The sequence below is a fragment of the Kitasatospora sp. Root107 genome (assembly GCF_001424875.1).
Taxonomy (GTDB): domain Bacteria; phylum Actinomycetota; class Actinomycetes; order Streptomycetales; family Streptomycetaceae; genus Kitasatospora.
In genome coordinates this window covers 33727-52586 of sequence record NZ_LMCT01000005.1, presented here as the reverse complement: position 1 = coordinate 52586, position 18860 = coordinate 33727, and the positions used below count along the sequence as shown (strand labels likewise).

Genomic DNA, 18860 nt, shown 5'->3' with positions numbered 1-18860 from the left:
CGGCGCGGGCCCGTCCGCTGACGCGGCGTCGAGAGCCGGGATCCCGCGCCCCGACCAGGGGCCCGGCCTCCCTCCGAACCCCGCCCCCATGGCGGGTGCGCCCGGCCAGCCGCCGCGCCCGCCCGTCCAGGCCCGCCCTCAGCCCGTCGCCACGCACGCCACCGTGCTGTGCGTCAGCGCCCCGGCGATGGCCGCCTCCGGCCCGGACGGCCAACTGCGGGGGCACGGCCTGCACGGCTTCTACCGCGCGGGCATCCGCACCCTGGCGAGGATGGAGGTCCGGCTCGGCGGGATGGAGCCGATGCCGCTCCAGGGCACCCTCACCTCGGCGGCCGAGGCCCGCTTCGTCGGCGCCGTCCGGCTGCCCGGCGACCCCGATCCGGACCCGACCCTGACGGTCGAACGGCTCCGCCACGCCAACGGCGTGGAGACCGTGACGGTACGGAACACCGGCAGCCGCCCCGCCCGCATACCGCTGGAGATCGCGCTCGGTACCGACCTCGGCCTGCTGGCCGAGATCGCCGCCGGTCAGCGGTCGGCGGACTTGCCAGGGCAGGTCCAGTCGGCCGGGCTGCGCTGGGCCGGCCCGCAGCACAGCGCCACCGTCACCTCGCGGCCCTCGCCGCACGCCGTGCTGGCCGGTGCCGGCGTCCTGCGCTGGGACCTTGAGGTGCAGCCGGGTGCCCGCTGGTCGGTCGAGCTGAGCACCACCCTGGAGAGCGCCACCCCGGTGGGAGTACGTCCGCCGACCGGCCGTGGCGCGGGGGTGCCGCTGCCCTGGTCCGAGCCCGAGGTCAGGTGCGACGACTCCCGGGTGGAGCTGCTGGTGCCGCGTTCGCTGGACGCGCTCGGCAGCCTGCTGGTGGCCGACGCGGACCGGCCGACCGACCTCTACCCCGTCTCCGGGGCGCCCTGGCGGTTCGGTCTGACCGCTGCCGACGCGCTCTGGGCGGCCAGGTTGGTGCTTCCGCTCGGCACCCGGCTGGCGGCCGGTACGCTCCGCGCGCTGGCCCGTCGGCAGCCGACCTCGGGCCCGCAGGCCGGGGTGATCCCCGGAGTGCTCCGGCATGCCGGGCCCGAGCTGCCGCTGTCCTGCACGGCCACCGAGGCGACCCTGCTGTTCGTCACCGTGCTGGCGGAGGCGTGGCGTTGGGGCCTGCCGCGCCAGGAGGTCGCCGAGCTGCTGCCCGCCGCCGAGCGGGCGCTCGCCGCCCTGCGCGCCAACGTCACCGACGACCGGCCGGTGGTCGACGACCGGCCGACGGCCGACGCCCCCGAGGGCCCGGTCGGCTTCGTCACCGACCTCGGCCGCTCGGCCGAGGAGCGGGCCGCCCGGCCGGTGCCGGCCCGCTGCGAGGTGCAGGCCCAGGCCCATCGGGCCGCGCTGCACGGGGCCGAGCTGCTGGAGGCGTTCGGCCGCCCTAGCGCGCCGGAGTGGCGGGTCTGGGCCGCCGGTCTGCGGGAGCGGTTCCGTGACCAGTTCTGGATCGACGACCTGTCGGGCGGCCGCCCCGCCGCCGCCCTGGTCGCCCCGGGCCGCCCGTTGCCCGCCGTAGCCTCCTCCTTCGTGCACCTGCTGGATCTCGGTCTGGCCGGAGCCGGGGCCCAGCACGAGGGCCTGCTCGACCGGGAGCAGACCAGGATCCTGGCCCAGCGCCTGGTGACCCCGGAGTTCGACTGCGGCTGGGGCCTGCGGACGCTCAGCGCCAAGTCGCCCCGGTTCAACCCGCTCGGCCACCGCAGCGGCGCCAGCCGGGTGCACGAGACGGTGCTCGCCGTCACGGGCCTGGCCGAGGCCGGGTTCGAGCGGGAGGCCCGGGTCCTGCTGGACGGCCTGTTGGACGCCGCCTCGCACTTCGAGGGCCGACTGCCCGAGATGTACGCGGGGGAGCAGCGGGTGACGGGGTGTCCGCCGGTGCCGCACCCGGCGGCCTGCCGCCCGGCTGCGCTTTCCTCGGCCGCCGTGGTCCACCTGGTGACGGCCCTGGCGGGCGTCCGGCCCGACGTTCCGGCCGGTCGGGTCACCGTCCGCCCGGCCAGCACCGCACCGCTGGGGGAGCTGGAGCTCAGCGGCCTGCGGGTGGCGGGCGAGCCGTTCTCGGTCCGGGTCAGCCGGATCGGCGTGGCCGTCGTGGAGGAGGCGTCACCGGAGCTCCAGCTCGGCGCGCGCTGAGCCGGGGCTGAGCCCGCGGAGCCCGCCGACACCCGCGGACCTCCGCCGGGCGAGGGCCGGCCACCGCGCCGGGCGGGCCATCTGACGAGGTCTGCCGACGGCTGTGCTTATCGTCAGAGAGACGACTATGATCGTCGCCATGTCGCGTTATGACCCGTCGGCCTTCCCCCCGTTCGCTGTCACGGTCGACCTGGTGGTGCTGACGGTGCGTGAGCACGCGCTCTGCGCACTGCTGGTCCGACGGGGCGAGTCCCCGTTCCAGGGCTACTGGGCGCTGCCCGGTGGTTTCGTCCGCCCCGGCGAGGGCCTCGCCGAGGCGGCCTCCAGAGAGCTGGCCGAGGAGACCGGTCTGCGCGCCCACTCCGCGCCGGGCCCGGGTCCGAGCGCGGTCGGCGCCCATCTGGAGCAGTTGGCCACCTACGGTCACCCGCAGCGCGACCCCCGGATGCGGGTGGTCAGCGTGGCCCACCTGGTACTGGCCCCCGACCTGCCCACCCCGCAGCCCGGCGGCGACGCCAGCAGCGCCCGCTGGGCCCCGGTCGGCGACCTGCTCGGCCCCACCCCGGTCGAGGGTGTCCCGCTGGCCTTCGACCACGGCAAGATCCTCGCCGACGGCGTGGAGCGGGCCCGATCCAAGATCGAGTACTCCTCGCTCGCCACCGCGTTCTGCCCGCCCGAGTTCACCGTCGGCGAGCTGCGCCAGGTCTACGAGGCGGTCTGGGGCGTGGTCCTCGACCCGCGCAACTTCCACCGGAAGGTCACCGGCACGCCGGGCTTCCTGCTGCCCACCGGCGGTACGACGACCCGTCAGGGCGGCCGCCCCGCACAGCTGTTCAAGGCCGGCGGCGCCACCGTGCTCAACCCGCCGATGCTCCGCCCCGAGGCCTGACCCCGCCCGTTCCGCCCGTCCCCGCCCCTGCCTGCTGCTCCCGGCCCCGTCGCTGTCCCCTGATCGGGTGAGCTGGACGGGAACGTCGTCCCAGTCGCGTCCGTAATGCCCGATTTCTCGGCCTGCTCGCCCTACTGTGCAGGCTCGGGGCCAGCGGTGCTCCGTGGCCCCGGTCGGCCGAGACATGGGAGCAGGCAGCGATGATCCAGATCACCGGACTGACCAAGGTCCACCGCCGGGGCCGGGCACCGGCTCTGCTCGACCTCACCTTCGACGCCCGCCCCGGTGTGGTCACCGCGCTGCTGGGTGCGGAGGGCGCGGGGAAGACCACCGCCCTGCGGCTGATGGTCGAACTGGAGCGTGGCCAGGGCATCACCCTGTTCGACGGCCGGACGTACCGCAGGCTCCGCCGCCCCGAACGGCAGGTGGGCGTGCTGCTCCCCACCGCCGGCGGGGACGCCGCGGCCGGCGGCGGTCACCCGGGCCTGAAGGCCCGCGCGCACCTGCGGATGCTGGCGGGCGCGGTCGGCGTCCCGGCTGCCCGGGCCGACGAACTGCTGGAGCAGACCAGGCTGGCGGGGGTCGCCGGGCACCGGCTGCGCTCGTTCTCGCCCGGGATGCACCGCAGGCTGGCCCTGGCGGTCGCGCTGCTCGGTTCGCCCGGGACGCTGCTGTTGGACGCCCCGACCGAGGGCCTTTCGCCGCGCAACGTCGAGTGGTTCCACTCCTTCCTGCGCTCCTTCACGGTCTCCGGCGGCACCGTCCTGGTCACCACCCGCACGCCGCAGGAGGCCGCAGTGCTGGCTGACCGGGTGGTCACGCTCGACCAGGGCCGTCTGGTGGCCGACCAGCCGGTCGCCGAGTTCCGTCGCACCAGGCTGCACCCCGAGGTGTCGGTCCGGGGCCCGCAGATGGCCAGGCTGGCGGACCTGCTGACCGAGCAGGGCCACCAGGTCCGCCGGGACGGCGGAGTGGGCCTCGCGGTGAGCGGTCTCGGCCGTACCGAGATCGGTGAACTCGCCTACCGGCACGGCATCCTGCTGCACGAACTGGCCGACCGGGTGGTCGAGCAGCCCGTCCCGCACCCCTCCCTCCCGACTGCCTCCGGCCGCTCCGGCCACGTTCTGCTGAACCCGCCGGACGCCCCGGGCAGGAACCGGGACGACACCCGACCGCAGCCCCAGTTCGGCCAGTCCGGACTACCCGAGCAGGCCGACCAGTCCGGGCAGCCCGCTGAGCGCCCGGAGGAGCAGACCCTGGTCGCCCAGCTCACCGCCGCCACCATCGCCACCGCCACCGCCGCCCCTGAACGGCCGTTGCGCGCCGTCTCCCTGAGTGGCCATCAGCTGTTCCGCGACGAGGTCCCCGAGAGCTCCACCGTCCGCCCCATCTCCCGGCCCGTGACCGGGCCCGACCACCGGAGCGAGTGACCGTGCGCGTACTGGCATACGAGGTGCGGCGGCTGCGCGGCCTCCGGTCCACCTGGCTGATCCTGGCCGCCGTCCTGCTGGCCGACGCCGCCGTGGCGGTGGTGCTGGCCAGGCAGCTGCCGGCCGGCCAGCTCGGCACGGCCGCCGCCGTCCGCTGCGTGACGGCCGTCGTCCCGCTGCTGCCGCTCCCGATCGCCGCCCTCGGTGCGGGCGCGCTCGGCGCCCTGTCGTACGGCCACGAGGTCCGGTACCCGGGCCTGCCGGCCGGCCGGGTGTCCTACCGCCGCCGCCTCGGGCTGCTGGTCGCCAAGCTGGCCGCGACCGGGGTGCTGGCGGTGCTGCTCGCGGCCGCCACCGTGCTGCTGGACGCGGCGGTGCTGCGGCTGCTGCACGCGCCGGGCGCGCGGGTCGCCGCGCTGTTCGACCCGGCCTCGGCCGGATTCGCCGAAGTGCTCCGGCCGTTGGTCTTCTTCGTCGGCCTGACCGCGTTGGCGGGCTGGGCCGGACTGCTGGTCACCTCGCTGGTGCGCAGCGCCGCGGCCGGTCTGCTGATCCTGTGCGCCGTCCCGGCCCTGCTCGAGCCCGTGCTGTCGCTGCTGCTCCGGCAGAGCGGCCGGGTCTGGCCGGCCCAGCTCCGCGAACTGCTGCCGTTCCAGTACGGGTTGGACCTGGTGCGGGGCGCCGATGCCCAGCAGCTGGAGGTCTCCGCGGCACTGGACGGCACGCTGCTGGCCGCCGTCTCGGTTCCGGCGGTGCTGTTGCTGCTGGCCGGCCTGCTGGCCCAGATCCGGCGCCGCGCGCTCTGACCCACCGTCGCACTCGGACGCAGGCCCCTCCGCCGCTCATCCCGCGTCACCCCGCGCGCGTGGATCCGCCTGCGCCACAAGCCAGGTGACGTCCTGTCACCAAGGTCGTCGACCCCGGGGCGAAATGGTGGCTTCTGGCTGATAAGAAGTCAATTATCCGGTCACGGGCGATCACCCTTTCGTGTGCTTTTCACGAGAATTCTCAAGCCGGGCCCGCCGATCGCCGACAAAGGACCTGTGAGTACCCTTGCGCACCCCACCATGAACACGGCTCGCCCGTCCGACGCAGTCGGTCCCGCCGAGCTGGACCGCTTCTCCTACGCCGAACGGCCCACCCCGCCCGCCCCCCGCTGGGAGGGTGCCGAGTCCGAGCTGCGGATCGGCCGGAAGACCACCAGCAGCCGGGGCCGCGGCCTGCACGGCCAGCTGGTCCAGCAGCTCGGTCAGATGATCGTCTCCGGCGACCTGGGCGCCGACCGCCCGCTGGTGCCGGAGGAGATCGGCCAGCGGTTCGAGGTCTCCCGCACCGTCGTCCGCGAGTCCCTCCGGGTCCTGGAGGCCAAGGGCCTGGTCAGTGCCCGGCCGAACGTCGGCACCCGGGTCCGTCCGGTCAGCGACTGGAACCTGCTCGACCCCGACATCATCGAGTGGCGCGCCTTCGGCCCGCAGCGCGACGAGCAGCGTCGCGAGCTGTTCGAGCTCCGCTGGGCGATCGAGCCGCTGGCCGCCCGGCTGGCGGCCGGCCACGGCCGGGAGGACGTCCAGCAGCGGCTGACCGAGCTGGCCGAGCTGATGGGCCTCGCCGCCACCCAGGGCGACCTGGTCGGCTACGGCCGAGCCGACCTCGAACTGCACGCGCTGATCCTGCAGATGGCCGGGAACCGGATGCTGGAGCACCTCTCCACCATCGTCTCCTGCTCGCTCCAGGTCTCCGGCGGTCCGGCCACCTCCTGCGAGCGTCCGTCCGACGCGGCGGTCAGCCTGCACATCCGCCTGGTCGACGCGCTCGGCACCGGCGACGGCACCGCCGCCGACGCCGCCGTCCGTGCCCTGCTCACCGTGCACCCCGAGGTCGAGCACTCCGTCCCGGCCCCCCGCGAGCACTGACCGCAAGCACTGATCGCGAACCTGGCCGCGAGCCCTGATCCGGGCACCCTGCCAGGCCGAACACCGCCCGGGCGGTCGAACGAAGCGTCGATCACAAGCCCGAAAGGCAACGATCCGAGTACGGATACGCGTCGGTACCCAATGGCCCTTCAGCCGTCTTCACCTGCGGCTGAAGGGCCATGGCCGTCTTTCGACCGTGATCGGGGCGGTCCGGGGCCCGTCGGTGTGACCGGCGCCACCAAGGCCATGCGTAACACTTGAGGAGCAGCGGCGATGTGTACGGAGCGGAAGCAACTCCGGAATACCGCCACCGTGTCAGAATGCTGTGTTGGTCTGCGGCGCCGCTGCCGTCCTGCACACCCCAGTCCTCAAGCCCGAGCCGGTCGGAACCGGGCCCGCGCGGATCGCGCGTGGCCGCTCCTGTCGGCTCGGCGGCAGGTACTGGTGTCGAGTTTGTCTCATCGTCCGAGAGGTTGTTCGTGTCGGCCAGCACATCCCGTTCGCTCCCCCCCGAGATCGCCGAGTCCGCGGCTCTGCTGGCGCTCATCGAGCGGGGCAAGGCCCAGGGGCAGATCGCCGGTGACGACGTGCGTCAGGCTTTCGAGGCGGACCAGATCCCGGTCACCAAGTGGAAGAACGTCATGCGCAGCCTCAATCAGGTTCTGATTGAGGAGGGTGTGGACCTCATGGTCAGCGCGGCGGAGCCCACTGTCGCCAAGCGCAAGAGCGTCGCGGCCAAGAGCACTGCCAAGCGCACGGCGGCCAAGGCGGTCACCACCCGCCCGTCCGCTCCCACCAAGCCGCCGGTGCGGATCGCACCGTCCGCGAACCCCGTCGCGGCCCCGGTCGTGGCCGAGGTCCGGGTGGTGGAGAGCCTGGAGACGGACGCCGTGACCGGCGAGGTCAAGGTCGTCACCGCCAAGAAGGCGGCCGCGCCCGCCAAGAAGGCGGTGGCGAAGAAGGCCGCCCCGGCGAAGAAGACCGCCGCCAAGAAGACCACCGCCAAGTCCGGCAGCGACGAGTCCGGCCCCGAGGAAGAGCTCGAGGACGACGCGCTGCCCGCCGACAAGGCCGAGGCGGAGCCCGAGGAGGAGTCGAAGGGCTTTGTGCTCTCCGACGACGACGAGGACGACGCGCCCGCTCAGCAGGTCGCGGTCGCCGGTGCCACCGCCGACCCGGTCAAGGACTACCTGAAGCAGATCGGCAAGGTCCCGCTGCTCAACGCCGAGCAGGAGGTCGAGCTCGCCAAGCGGATCGAGGCCGGCCTGTTCGCCGAGGACGGCCGCCGGGCCAAGAACCACCTGCTGGAGGCCAACCTCCGCCTGGTGGTCTCGCTGGCCAAGCGCTACACCGGCCGCGGCATGCTCTTCCTGGACCTGATCCAGGAGGGCAACSTCGGKCTGATYCGTGCGGTCGAGAAGTTCGACTACACCAAGGGCTWCAAGTTCTCSACSTACGCSACCTGGTGGATCCGGCAGGCSATCACCCGSGCGATGGCCGACCAGGCCCGCACCATCCGGATCCCGGTGCACATGGTCGAGGTCATCAACAAGCTGGCCCGSGTSCAGCGCCAGATGCTCCAGGACCTGGGCCGCGAGCCCACCCCGGAGGAGCTGGSCARRGARCTSGACATGACSCCCGAGAAGGTSRTCGAGGTCCAGAAGTACGGCCGCGAGCCGATCTCCCTGCACACCCCCCTCGGYGASGASGGCGACAGCGAGTTCGGTGACCTGATCGAGGACTCCGAGGCGGTCGTCCCGGCCGACGCGGTCTCCTTCACCCTGCTCCAGGAGCAGCTGCACTCCGTCCTCGACGGACGGTCAGCCGAAGACCCTGGACGAGATCGGCAAGGTCTACGGCGTGACCCGCGAGCGGATCCGCCAGATCGAGTCCAAGACCATGTCGAAGCTGCGTCACCCGTCGCGCTCGCAGGTGCTGCGCGACTACCTGGACTGATCTCGACCGATCCAGAGCTGCCCCGAAGGGCCCGGAGCACACCCGCTCCGGGCCCTTCGGGCTGTCCGGGCCCGGCAGTTCGTCAGCCCGGTCCCCGCCGGGTCCCCCGTCCGAGTGCTCACGGCGTGGGCAACCGCACGGTGCGTGATCACTCCACTACGCTGTGGCGGTTGCTGCCGCCGACCCAGCTTGGAGAATCCGGTGCCGCCCATCCTGGACGCCCGCCCGACCCCGCCGACCGCCCGGCGCCACCGCCGGGGGGTCGCCCTGGCGTTGCTCGCCACGCTGCCGACCTCGCTACTCGCGCTCGGTACGGCCACGCCGGCCCAGGCGCAGCGCAGGATCGTCGGCGGCCAGGAGGTCAGCACCCAACAGCTGCCGTGGATGGTGGCGCTGGCGAGCCGTCAGCAGTTCGGCAACGCCCGCTCCGGCCAGTTCTGCGGAGCCGCGCTGATCTCGCCGACCAAGGTGGTCACCGCCGCGCACTGCTTCTTCGACGAGTCCTCGGGGCAGCAGGTGAAGCGGCCCGGCCTGCGGGCGGTGATCGGGCGGGACGACCTGGGCGGCCGGGCCGGCCGCGAGGTCGAGGTGCGTGAGATCTGGGTGCACCCGCAGTACGACTTCTCCCGGAACCTGAACGATGTGGCGGTGCTCACGCTGGCCGAGTCGCAGGGCAGCCGCCCGGTGATCGAGCTGCTCGGGCAGGACGACAACGAGCCGTACGCGCCGGGCACCGCGGCGACGGTCTACGGCTGGGGTGACACCAAGGGCAACGGCAGTTACTCACAGCGGCTGCGCGGGGTGGAGGTGCCGATGGTCTCGGACGAGATCTGTGGCCAGGCGTACTCGCACGGTGACGTCGGCGCCTACGACGCGCGCGTGATGGTCTGCGCCGGTGCGGAGAAGGGCGGCAAGGACGCCTGCCAGGGCGACAGCGGCGGCCCGCTGGTGGTGCACGGCAGGCTGGTCGGGCTGGTCTCCTGGGGCACCGGCTGCGCGGACGCCAGGTACCCCGGGGTCTACACCAGGGTGGCGGCGGTCTCCGACGCAGTACGCTCCGTGCTCTGACGGGCACGCTCCGACATACCGTCAGGTGACAGCGTGTCGGACACGCGACGGAGCCGGACGGCTCGCCCGGGTGGGGCGGCCGACCGGCTCCGTCGGTCAGCTCTGCGCGCTCGCCTGTGCGAGCGGCGAACTCAGCGTTCGTCCTCCGAGGCGTTGGTGCTCGGCTCCGTGAGGCGGCCGCTCTCGTTGTGTATCTCGACCGCGATCTTCTTGAGCTCGGGCTCGAACTTCCGCCCGTGGTGGGCGCAGAAGAGCAGCTCTCCGCCGCTCGCGAGTACGACGCGCAGGTAGGCCTGGGCGCCGCAGCGGTCGCAGCGGTCAGCCGCGGTGAGCGGGCTCGCAGGGGTCAGAACAGTAGTCACGTCGCCTCTTCTCTAGCTCGACGAGCTGTCGTACCAGGGTCAACATCCAACCAGGCCGAAAACGTTCCCGCTCGTGGCTTTTCTTCTCTGAGGATTCTGCTGTGTTGTTGCTGAGGACGTGCCCAGGGCGCCGGCGGTTCATGCCTGCCGAATCCCAGGACTCGCCATTTGGCTCGAACTCCCGATCGGTCGGGTGTCGAGGTCCGCGTAGCATAATCCTCTGCTGGGTTGGAGCATAAGCCCCGTCCCCGACACCGGGTAGCCTGCATATCGCCTGCTCCACCGCCTGCTCTCCGGGCGACGGTCCTTCAGGACCCGTGGTGGCAGGAGGAGATGGCGCTCCGGTGCCGCCGGATCCGGCCGAGGTCTTGTTCGCGCAGCGCGTACAAGCTGCGCAGGCCGTCTCCGATGTGTCTCAGGCATTGGGAACACTGTGGGGTCCGGCCGGGAAGCACCGGGCCGAAGTCAGACGAGTCAGAACGTCATTGAGGAGTGCACACCGAGTGAGCGCCGATCCGAACGCGTCGTCCGCCCTGCTGGCCGGAGACGACGGCTCCAACTACACCGCTCGGCACCTGCTCGTCCTGGAGGGGCTGGAGGCGGTCCGCAAGCGCCCCGGCATGTACATCGGTTCCACCGACAGTCGTGGTCTGATGCACTGCGTCTGGGAGATCATCGACAACGCGGTGGACGAGGCGCTCGGCGGCCACTGCGACCGGATCGAGGTGGTCCTCTACGAGGACGGCTCGGTCGAGGTCAAGGACAACGGCCGTGGCATCCCGGTCGACGTGGAGCCGAAGACCGGGCTCTCCGGGGTCGAGGTCGTGATGACCAAGCTGCACGCCGGCGGCAAGTTCGGCGGTGGCTCGTACGCCGCCTCCGGCGGTCTGCACGGTGTCGGTGCCTCGGTGGTCAACGCGCTCTCCGCGCGGCTGGACGTCGAGGTGGACCGGAACGGGTACGTCCACGCGATCAGCTTCCGGCGCGGGACCCCGGGCATCTTCACCGAACTCAGCCCGGACGCCCCCTTCGAGGCGGGCAGCGGGATGGCCAGGAAGGGCAAGGTCGCGAAGGGGAAGACCGGGACCAGGGTCCGCTACTGGGCCGACCGGCAGATCTTCCTCAAGGAGGCCAAGCTCTCGCTGGAGAACCTGCACGCCCGGGCCCGGCAGACCGCCTTCCTGGTCCCCGGTCTCACCATCATCGTGCGTGACGAGCGTCTGACGGAGAGTGAGAAGGTCCAGCAGGACACCTTCCGTTTCGACGGCGGGATCAGCGAGTTCTGCGAGTTCCTGGCCCCGGACAAGCCGGTCTGCGACGTGCTCCGGCTGCACGGCGAGGGCAGCTTCAAGGAGACCGTCCCGGTGCTGGACGAGCTCGGTCACATGACCCCGACCGAGGTCACCCGCGAGCTCGGGGTGGACATCGCGCTGCGCTGGGGCGCCGGTTACGACACCACGCTGCGCTCCTTCGTGAACATCATCGCCACCCCCAAGGGCGGCACCCACGTCACCGGCTTCGAGCGCTCGCTGGCCAAGACCGTCAACGAGGCGCTGCGGGCGGGCAAGCTGCTCCGGGTCGCCGAGGACGACATCACCAAGGACGACGCGACCGAGGGCCTGACCGCCGTGGTCACCGTCCGGCTCGCCGAGCCGCAGTTCGAGGGCCAGACCAAGGAGGTGCTCGGCACCTCGGCCGCCAACCGGATCGTCGCGGCGGTGGTGGCCAAGGAGTTGAAGGCCTTCCTCACCTCGGCCAAGAAGGACGAGAAGCTCCAGGCCCGCGCCGTGCTGGAGAAGGTGGTGGCGGCCGCCCGTACCCGGGTGGCGGCCCGTCAGCACAAGGAGGCGCAGCGCCGGAAGACCGCGCTGGAGACCTCCTCGCTGCCGGCCAAGCTGGCCGACTGCCGCAGCGACGACGTCGAGCGCAGCGAACTCTTCATCGTGGAGGGCGACTCGGCGCTCGGCACCGCCAAGCTGGCCCGCAACTCCGAGTTCCAGGCGCTGCTGCCGATCCGCGGCAAGATCCTGAACGTGCAGAAGGCGTCCGTCGCCGACATGCTCAAGAACGCCGAGTGCGCCTCGATCATCCAGGTGATAGGAGCCGGTTCCGGCCGGACCTTCGACATCGACCAGGCCCGCTACGGCCGGGTCATCTTCATGGCCGACGCCGACGTGGACGGTTCGCACATCCGCTGCCTGCTGCTGACGCTGTTCCAGCGCTACATGCGGCCGATGGTGGAGCAGGGCCGGGTGTTCGCCGCCGTCCCGCCGCTGCACCGCACCGAGCTGACCAGCCCCAAGCGCGGCCAGGAGAAGTACCACTACACCTACTCCGACGCCGAACTGCGCTCCACCCTGCTGGAGTTCCAGCGCAAGGGGATGCGCTGGAAGGAGCCGGTGCAGCGGTACAAGGGTCTCGGTGAGATGGACGCCGACCAGCTGGCCGAGACCACCATGGACCCGCGCCACCGCACCCTGCGCCGGATCAACCTGGGTGACCTGGAGCAGGCCGAGCGGGTCTTCGACCTGCTGATGGGCAACGACGTGGCGCCGCGCAAGGAGTTCATCGTCGACTCGGCGGCCACCATGGACCGTTCACGGATCGACGCCTGAGTCCTGCGGTAACAGGTGAGCCCCCGTCAGCAGACGGGGGCTCACCTGTTTGAGTGAACGTATCTGCAAAGCCGCCGCGAACGGTTCCGCGAGGGTTCCATGCTGGAGCGGTCCAGGTGACCGGAGGCTCGCCCTCCGGTGCCGATACCGAGGAGCAGCCGTGGCCCAACAGGAGATCACACCGCAGCAGAGCGTGGGCCGGGCCGAGGTGTACCGGACGGTGCAGGAGAGCGAGGCGTTCCAGCAGATCCGGCGCGGCTACCGGGGGTTCGTCTTCCCGGCCACCGCCGGCTTCCTCGGCTGGTACCTGCTCTACCTGGTGGCCCAGACCGCCGCCCCCGGCCTGATGCGACAGCAGGTGGCCGGTCCGCTGAACGTGGCCTGGGTGCTCGGCCTGCTGCAGTTCTCCTCCACCTTCGTGCTCACCTGGCTCTACGCCAGGAACGCCCGGACCGGCCGGGACGCCGCCGCCCTGGAGCTGCGCTGGGACACCCAGGACCAGCTGCGGTGAACAGCGCCCAACACGGCCTGGCCGTGGTCCTGTTCGCCGTCATCGTGCTGGTCACCCTGGGCATCACGCTCTGGGCCGGGCGCCGGGGGCAGGCCGCCGAGGAGTTCTACACCGGCGGCCGGGAGTTCAGCCCGTTGCAGAACGGCCTGGCGCTCTCCGGCGACTACCTCTCGGCCGCCTCCTTCCTCGGCGTCACCGGCCTGATCGCGCTCTACGGCTACGACGGCGTGCTGTACAGCATCGGCTTCCTGGTGGCCTGGCTGGTGGTGCTGATGCTGGTCGCCGAGCTGGTCAGGAACGCGGGCCGCTACACCCTGGCCGACGTGCTGGCGCTGCGGATGCGCCAGCGGCCGGTCCGGGCGGCGGTCGGCAGCGCCAGCGTGGTGGTCACCCTGCTCTACCTGGTCGCGCAGATGGTCGGCGCGGGCAGCCTGGTGGCGCTGCTGCTCGGTACCGGTGGCGGCAACGGCTCGGCGAAGACCTGGGCGATCGTCGGAGTCGGCGCGCTGATGATCGTCTACGTCACGGTGGGCGGGATGAAGGCCACCACCTGGATCCAGATCGTCAAAGCCGTGCTGCTGGTGGCCGGTTCGGTGCTGCTCACCCTGCTGGTGCTGGTGCGCTTCCACGGCGACCTGGCCGAGCTGATGCGGGCCGCGGCCCGGGGCAGCGGCGCGGGCGAGGCGTTCCTCCAGCCCGGCCTCAAGTACGGGACGAGCCGGGTCAGCCGGCTGGACTTCTTCTCGCTCGGTGTTGCCCTGGTGCTCGGTACCGCCGGGCTGCCGCACATCCTGTCCCGGTTCTACACCGTGCCCACCGCCCGGGCCGCCCGCCGCTCCACGGTGTGGGCGATCGGGCTGATCGGCGGTTTCTACCTGATGGCCATCGTGCTCGGTCTGGGCGCCGCCGCGCTGGTCGGCAGCGCCGCCGTCCGGGCCGCCAACCCGGCCGGGAACACGGCGGTTCCGCTGCTGGCCCAGGTGCTCGGCGGGGGAGCGGGCAGCACCGGCGGGGTGCTGCTGTTCGCGCTGATCTCGGCGATCGCCTTCGCCACCATCCTGGCGGTGGTCGCCGGGCTGACGCTGGCCTCCTCGGCCGCCTTCGCCCACGACCTGTTCGCCCGGGCCTGGCGCCGGGAGGACGAACGGCAGGTGACGGAGCGTCAGGAGGTCGCGGTGGCCAGGATCGCGGCCGTGCTGATCGGGGCGCTGGCGATCGGCTTGAGCCTGTACGCCCAGCGGCTGAACGTCGCCTTCCTGGTCGGCCTGGCCTTCGCGGTGGCCGCCTCGGCCAATCTGCCGACCCTGCTCTACTCGCTGTTCTGGCGCCGTTTCACCACCCGGGGCGCGGTCTGGGCGGTGTACGGGGGGCTGGTCCCTGCCGTGTTGCTGGTGCTGTTCTCCCCGGTGGTCTCAGGCTCGCCGACAGCGGTCTTTCCCGGCCTGGACTTCCACTGGTTCCCGCTGGAGAACCCGGGCCTGGTCTCCATCCCGGCCGGCTTCCTGTCCGGCTGGCTCGGCACCGTCACCTCGCGGGAGGTCGCCGACCCGGACAAGTACGCGGAGCTGGAGGTCCGTTCACTCACCGGGGCGGGAGCTGCTTGAGGCCGACCGTCGGTTGGGGGGTGGCGTCGCGGCGCCGGGGCACGCACCTCGACGGCTTCTCGTCGGTCGCCGATGCTCCGCATGGACTCCCTCCTCGGCACCGCCGAGCCACGCACCCCACCACCGCTCCTTCACCCACCCCCCAACCGACGGTCGGCCTTGGGCAGTACGTACCGGTGCTCCGGGCGGCCGGTGTCGCCGTAGCGCAGGCTCAGCCGCAGGCGGCTGTCGCGCTCCAGCTGCTTGAGGTAGCGCTGCGCGGTGGAGCGGCTCAACCCGGTCCGGTCGGCCACCTCCTGGGCGGAGAGCGGGCGGCCGGCCTCCCGGAGCACGCCCAGCACCAGGTCGGTGGTGGGCGCCGAGTGGCCCTTGGGCAGGGTGGCCAGCGGGGAGGCGGCAGTGCGCATCGTGGCGTACATCCGGTCCACCTCGTCCTGGCAGGCCTCCCGGGCGGCCGGCCCGGCCAGCGCGTGCCGCAGCTCCGCGTAACTGACCAGCTTCTCGCGCAGCCCGGCGAAGCTGAACGGTTTCACCAGGTACTGCAGGGCGCCGTGCTGCATCGCGGCGTGCACGGTGGAGACGTCCCGGGCGGCCGTCACCATCATCACGTCGCAGCCGATCCCGGCCTCGCGCATCCGGCGGACCAGCACCAGGCCGGTCTCGTCCGGCAGATGGTGGTCCAGCAGCACCAGGTCGACCGGGGTGCGTTCCAGCGCGGCCAGCGCCTCCCCGGCGCTGTGCGCCCGGCCGGTCACCCGGAAGCCGGGCACCTTGGCCACGTAGGCGGCGTGCACGTCGGCCACCCGGAAGTCGTCGTCCACCACGAGTACGTCGATCACGCGATCACCACCGGGTGCAGGGCTTCGGGGAGTTCGACGCTGAAGCGGGCCCCGCCGAGCGGTCCCTGATCGACCACCACCTGCCCGCCGGACCGCTCCACCAGCCGCCGGACCATCGCCAGGCCCAGACCGCGCGGGCGGTGCGCGGGGGCGGTCTTGTCGGTCCAGCCCTCCTCGAAGATCCGCTCCCGCAGCTCGGCCGGGACGCCGGGACCGCTGTCGGCGACCTCGATCAGCAGGGCGTCTCCGCAGACCCGCAGGCCGACCGCCACCACCCCGTCGGAGCGCACCCCGCCGGAGAGCACGTCCAGCGCGTTGTCGACCAGGTTGCCGAGCACCGTGACCAGCGCGCGCGGGTCGACCGCCGCGTCCGGCAGGTGGCTGTCCGCGGTGATCTCCAGTCGGACGCCGCGCTCGGCCGCGACCGCCGCCTTGCCCGCCAACAGGGCGGCCACGTGCGGGTCCTGGACCTGTTCGGCGATCCGGGCGGCGACCGCGGCGTGCGAGCCCGACTGCTCGGAGATGAACTCGGCGGCCTGCTCGTGCCGCCCGAGCTCCAGCAGACCGAGCAGCGTGTGCATCCGGTTGGCGTGCTCGTGGTCCTGCGCCCGGAGCGCCTCGGTCAGGCTTCGGGTGGTGTCCAACTCCCGGACCAGGGACTCCAGTTCGGTCCGGTCCCGGAGGGTGATCACGGCGCCGTCGTGCTCGGTGGCCATCCGGTTCACCACCAGCACCCGGTCGTCCCGGACGGCGGGCAGGTCGGTGCCCTCGATCCGGCCGGTGAGCACCTCGGCCAGCCGACCGGGTGGCAGCAGCTCGTCGATCGCCCGCCCGGTGCAGTCCTCGGGCAGCGCGAGCAACCGCACCGCCTCGTCGTTGGCCAGCCGGACCCGGCCCCGCCGGTCGAGCGCGACCATGCCCTCCCGGATGGAGTGCAGCATCGCCTCCCGCTCGACCAGCAGCGCGGAGATGTCGGCGATCGCGATGTTGTGCGTGCGCCGCTTCAGCCGCCTGGCCAGCACCAGGGTGGCCACCAGCCCGGCCGCCAGGCCCGCGCCCGCGCAGAGCAGGATGCCCGCGACCATGCTGAGCAGCCGCCGCCGGATCGACAGGTCGCTGATCCCGACCGAGACCTCGCCGACGATCCGGCCGTCCGCCAGCCGGAGCGGCACCTTGCCCCGGGCCGTCCGGCCCAGCGTGCCCTGCTGGATCGCGGTCACGCTCTCCCCGCGCAGCGCGGGCTCCGGGTCGGTGCTGACCCGGAAGCCGATCTTGGACGGGTCGGTGTGCGAGAGCCGGATGCCGTCCAGGTCGGTGATCACCACGAAGCTCGCTCCGGTGGCCAGCCGGATCTGCTCGGCGTCGCGCTGGGCGGCCACCGCGTCCTGGTCCGCCGCGGCCCGGGCGATCGCCTCGTCGGCCGCCGTGGACTGGGCGATCGACAGCGCACGCTGCTTGGCGTCGTGGTCCAGCTCCCGGCTCACCGGGGCCAGGAACAGGCCGGCCGTCACGGCGGTGACCCCGACCGTGACCACGGTCTGGCTCAGCAGCAGCTGGGCGAAGACCCGGCGGGGCCAGTGCGGACGTCTCACGCGGGTCTCCTTCCGGGCGGTTCGGGTGGGATCGACACCATATGTTTCCTCGGTGTTTCTGTCAGCCCCCGCTCCGCTGTTGTAGCGGAAGCAAAAGGAGCAGAACAGCCCTCAACGCCAGGAAGTCGCAGTACGCCCGCAAGGGTGCCGCCGTGACCCGCGCCACTCCTAACCTCCGGGGCAGACACAGACCCCGGCGATGGCGCCGGGACCACGGAGGTGGATATGAGCGGGCTGACAACCACAGCCCCGGCGATCGAGTTGACCGGTGCGACCAAGCGGTTCAGGACCCCCTCGGGCACCCTGCACACCGCCGTACGGGACCTCGATCTGACGGTGGCCCCGGGCGAGTTCGTCGCGGTGGTCGGCCCGACCGGCTGCGGGAAGTCCACCACGCTGACCCTGGTCAGCGGCCTGGAGGAGCCGACCGAGGGCGAGGTGAAGGTCCACGGCGAGCACGTCGAGGGGATCAACAGCCAGGTCGGCTTCGTCTTCCAGCAGGACGCGGTCTTCCCCTGGCGGACGGTGCTCTCCAACGTGATGGCGGGCCCGCGGTTCCGCGGCGTCCCGGTGGCCGAGGCCCGTGAGCGGGCCCGCGACTGGCTCTCCAGGGTCGGCCTGGCCGCCTTCGAGGACCGCTACCCGCACCAGCTCTCCGGCGGTATGCGCAAGCGCGTCGCGCTCGCCCAGACCTTCGTCAACGACCCGAAGATCCTGCTGATGGACGAGCCCTTCTCGGCCCTGGACGTGCAGACCCGGGCCCTGATGTCCGACCAGCTGCTCGAACTCTGGGCCGGTACCGGCTCCTCGGTGGTCTTCGTCACCCACGACCTGGACGAGGCGATCGCGCTCGCCGACCGGGTGGTGGTCATGACGGCGGGCCCCGCCACCGTCAAGCAGATCTTCACCGTGGACCTGCCCCGGCCGCGCACCGTGGAGGCGGTCCGGCTGGAGCCGCGTTTCGTCGAGCTCTACCGCGAGATCTGGGCGTCGCTGGGCGAAGAGGTCCGCATCACCCGTGAGAGAGGAGCGGGCAATGCCGCTTGAGACCCCCGTCGCCGCACCGGCCGCCGCACCCGTCGTCACCCGCACCGCCGCCCGCGAACGGGCCGCCAGGAACCGGAAGTTCACCGTGTACGGGGCCCGGGCGGGCGTCCTGGTCGCCTTCCTCGGTCTCTGGGAACTGTCCGCCCGGAGCGGAGTCATCGACCCGTTCAACTTCTCCCAGCCGTCCAGGATCTGGGCCCAGATCTGGCAGTGGATCACCCACGGCACCGCCCAGGGATCGCTCGGCGAGCAGATCGGCTACACCCTCTACGAAGCCCTCACCGGCTGGGTGATCGGTGTGACCTGCGGTGTCCTGCTGGGCATCGCGCTCGGCCGGATCCGCTTCCTGGCCGACGTGTTCGGCCCGTACATCAAGGTCCTGAACGCCATCCCGCGGATCGTGCTGGCCCCGATCTTCCTGATCTGGTTCGGCCTCGGCCCGGCCTCCAAGGTCGCCTCCGCGGTGGTGCTGGTCTTCTTCCCGGTCTTCTTCAACGCCTTCCAGGGGGCGCGTGAGGTGGACCGCAACCTGATCGCCAACGCCCGCATCCTGGGCGCCGACAACCGCAAGCTCACTCTCCAGGTGGTCATCCCCGCCGCCACCACCTGGATCTTCACCAGCCTGCACGTCAGCTTCGGCTTCGCCCTGATCGGCGCCATCGTCGGCGAGTACATCGGCGCCACCAAGGGCCTCGGCCTGCTGGTCGCGGCTGCCCAGGGCACCTTCAACGCCGCGGGTGTGTACGCCGCGATGACCATCCTCGCGGTGGTCGCCCTGTTCACCGAGGGCCTGCTCACCTTCGCCGAGAAGCGGCTCTTCCGCTGGAAGCCGGCCGACTCCGGCGACGGCCGCTGACGCTC

The 18860-nt window shown here is 72.2% G+C and carries 14 protein-coding genes and 1 pseudogene; 12 read left to right on the top strand and 3 right to left on the bottom strand.

Annotated features, from left to right (window positions below; translation table 11 throughout):
* The first annotated feature begins 88 nt into the window (after nt 1-88).
* The 7 genes and pseudogenes from ASC99_RS06680 (at nt 89) to ASC99_RS06650 (ending at nt 9429) form a co-directional block, all read left to right on the top strand.
* Nucleotides 89-2173, top strand: coding sequence for a glycogen debranching N-terminal domain-containing protein (locus tag ASC99_RS06680; protein WP_082598127.1), 2085 nt, complete (start codon nt 89-91; stop codon nt 2171-2173).
* A 139-nt stretch (nt 2174-2312) separates the two neighbouring features.
* Nucleotides 2313-3062: an NUDIX domain-containing protein gene (locus ASC99_RS06675; RefSeq protein WP_057229490.1), complete on the top strand. Its 750-nt coding sequence runs from the start codon at nt 2313-2315 to the stop codon at nt 3060-3062.
* A 200-nt stretch (nt 3063-3262) separates the two neighbouring features.
* Nucleotides 3263-4492 (top strand): ABC transporter ATP-binding protein, encoded by a 1230-nt coding sequence (locus tag ASC99_RS06670; RefSeq protein ID WP_057229347.1) that lies wholly within the window; start codon nt 3263-3265, stop codon nt 4490-4492.
* 2 nt (nt 4493-4494) lie between these two features.
* Nucleotides 4495-5298 (top strand): hypothetical protein, encoded by an 804-nt coding sequence (locus ASC99_RS06665; protein WP_057229345.1) that lies wholly within the window; start codon nt 4495-4497, stop codon nt 5296-5298.
* Nucleotides 5299-5535: 237 nt separating this feature from the next.
* On the top strand, nt 5536-6405 hold the full coding sequence (locus ASC99_RS06660; protein ID WP_057229343.1) for a FadR/GntR family transcriptional regulator: 870 nt from the start codon (nt 5536-5538) through the stop codon (nt 6403-6405).
* 1073 nt (nt 6406-7478) lie between these two features.
* Nucleotides 7479-8361, top strand: a pseudogene (locus ASC99_RS06655) (RNA polymerase sigma factor); the annotation flags it as partial.
* A gap of 384 nt (nt 8362-8745) precedes the next feature.
* Nucleotides 8746-9429 carry a trypsin-like serine protease gene (locus ASC99_RS06650; RefSeq protein ID WP_235583008.1) on the top strand — a complete coding sequence of 228 codons (684 nt, stop codon included), beginning with the start codon at nt 8746-8748 and terminating at the stop codon, nt 9427-9429.
* Between the two features lie 131 nt (nt 9430-9560).
* Here the strand turns inward: ASC99_RS06650 and ASC99_RS06645 are convergent, their stop codons facing one another.
* On the bottom strand, nt 9561-9791 hold the full coding sequence (locus ASC99_RS06645; RefSeq protein ID WP_057229341.1) for a hypothetical protein: 231 nt from the start codon (nt 9789-9791) through the stop codon (nt 9561-9563).
* A gap of 503 nt (nt 9792-10294) precedes the next feature.
* Between ASC99_RS06645 and ASC99_RS06640 the strand changes: the two genes are divergently transcribed.
* The 3 genes from ASC99_RS06640 (at nt 10295) to ASC99_RS06630 (ending at nt 14521) form a co-directional block, all read left to right on the top strand.
* The gene (locus ASC99_RS06640) at nt 10295-12406 is read left to right on the top strand and encodes a type IIA DNA topoisomerase subunit B (protein ID WP_057229339.1); all 2112 of its coding nucleotides are present in this window, start codon (nt 10295-10297) and stop codon (nt 12404-12406) included.
* A gap of 160 nt (nt 12407-12566) precedes the next feature.
* Nucleotides 12567-12917 carry a DUF485 domain-containing protein gene (locus tag ASC99_RS06635; protein ID WP_369824238.1) on the top strand — a complete coding sequence of 117 codons (351 nt, stop codon included), beginning with the start codon at nt 12567-12569 and terminating at the stop codon, nt 12915-12917.
* Complete coding sequence (locus tag ASC99_RS06630) at nt 12914-14521, top strand: cation acetate symporter (RefSeq protein ID WP_057229337.1); 1608 nt, start codon at nt 12914-12916, stop codon at nt 14519-14521. The genes ASC99_RS06635 and ASC99_RS06630 overlap by 4 nt, the downstream gene beginning before the upstream one ends.
* A 131-nt stretch (nt 14522-14652) precedes the next feature.
* On the opposite strand, the gene ASC99_RS06625 is transcribed toward ASC99_RS06630, so the two are convergent.
* Entirely contained in the window at nt 14653-15360 is a 708-nt protein-coding gene (locus ASC99_RS06625; RefSeq protein WP_057229335.1) for a response regulator, read from the bottom strand.
* Nucleotides 15357-16952, bottom strand: a complete 1596-nt coding sequence (locus tag ASC99_RS06620; RefSeq protein WP_057229333.1) for a sensor histidine kinase — start codon at nt 16950-16952, stop codon at nt 15357-15359. Before ASC99_RS06620 ends, ASC99_RS06625 begins: the two co-directional genes overlap by 4 nt.
* Nucleotides 16953-17177: 225 nt before the next feature.
* Here ASC99_RS06620 and ASC99_RS06615 point away from each other — a divergent pair, with 225 nt between their 5' ends.
* Nucleotides 17178-17999, top strand: a complete 822-nt coding sequence (locus tag ASC99_RS06615; RefSeq protein ID WP_057229330.1) for an ABC transporter ATP-binding protein — start codon at nt 17178-17180, stop codon at nt 17997-17999.
* Nucleotides 17989-18855 (top strand): ABC transporter permease, encoded by an 867-nt coding sequence (locus ASC99_RS06610; RefSeq protein ID WP_057229328.1) that lies wholly within the window; start codon nt 17989-17991, stop codon nt 18853-18855. Before ASC99_RS06615 ends, ASC99_RS06610 begins: the two co-directional genes overlap by 11 nt.
* Nucleotides 18856-18860: the final 5 nt, after the last annotated feature.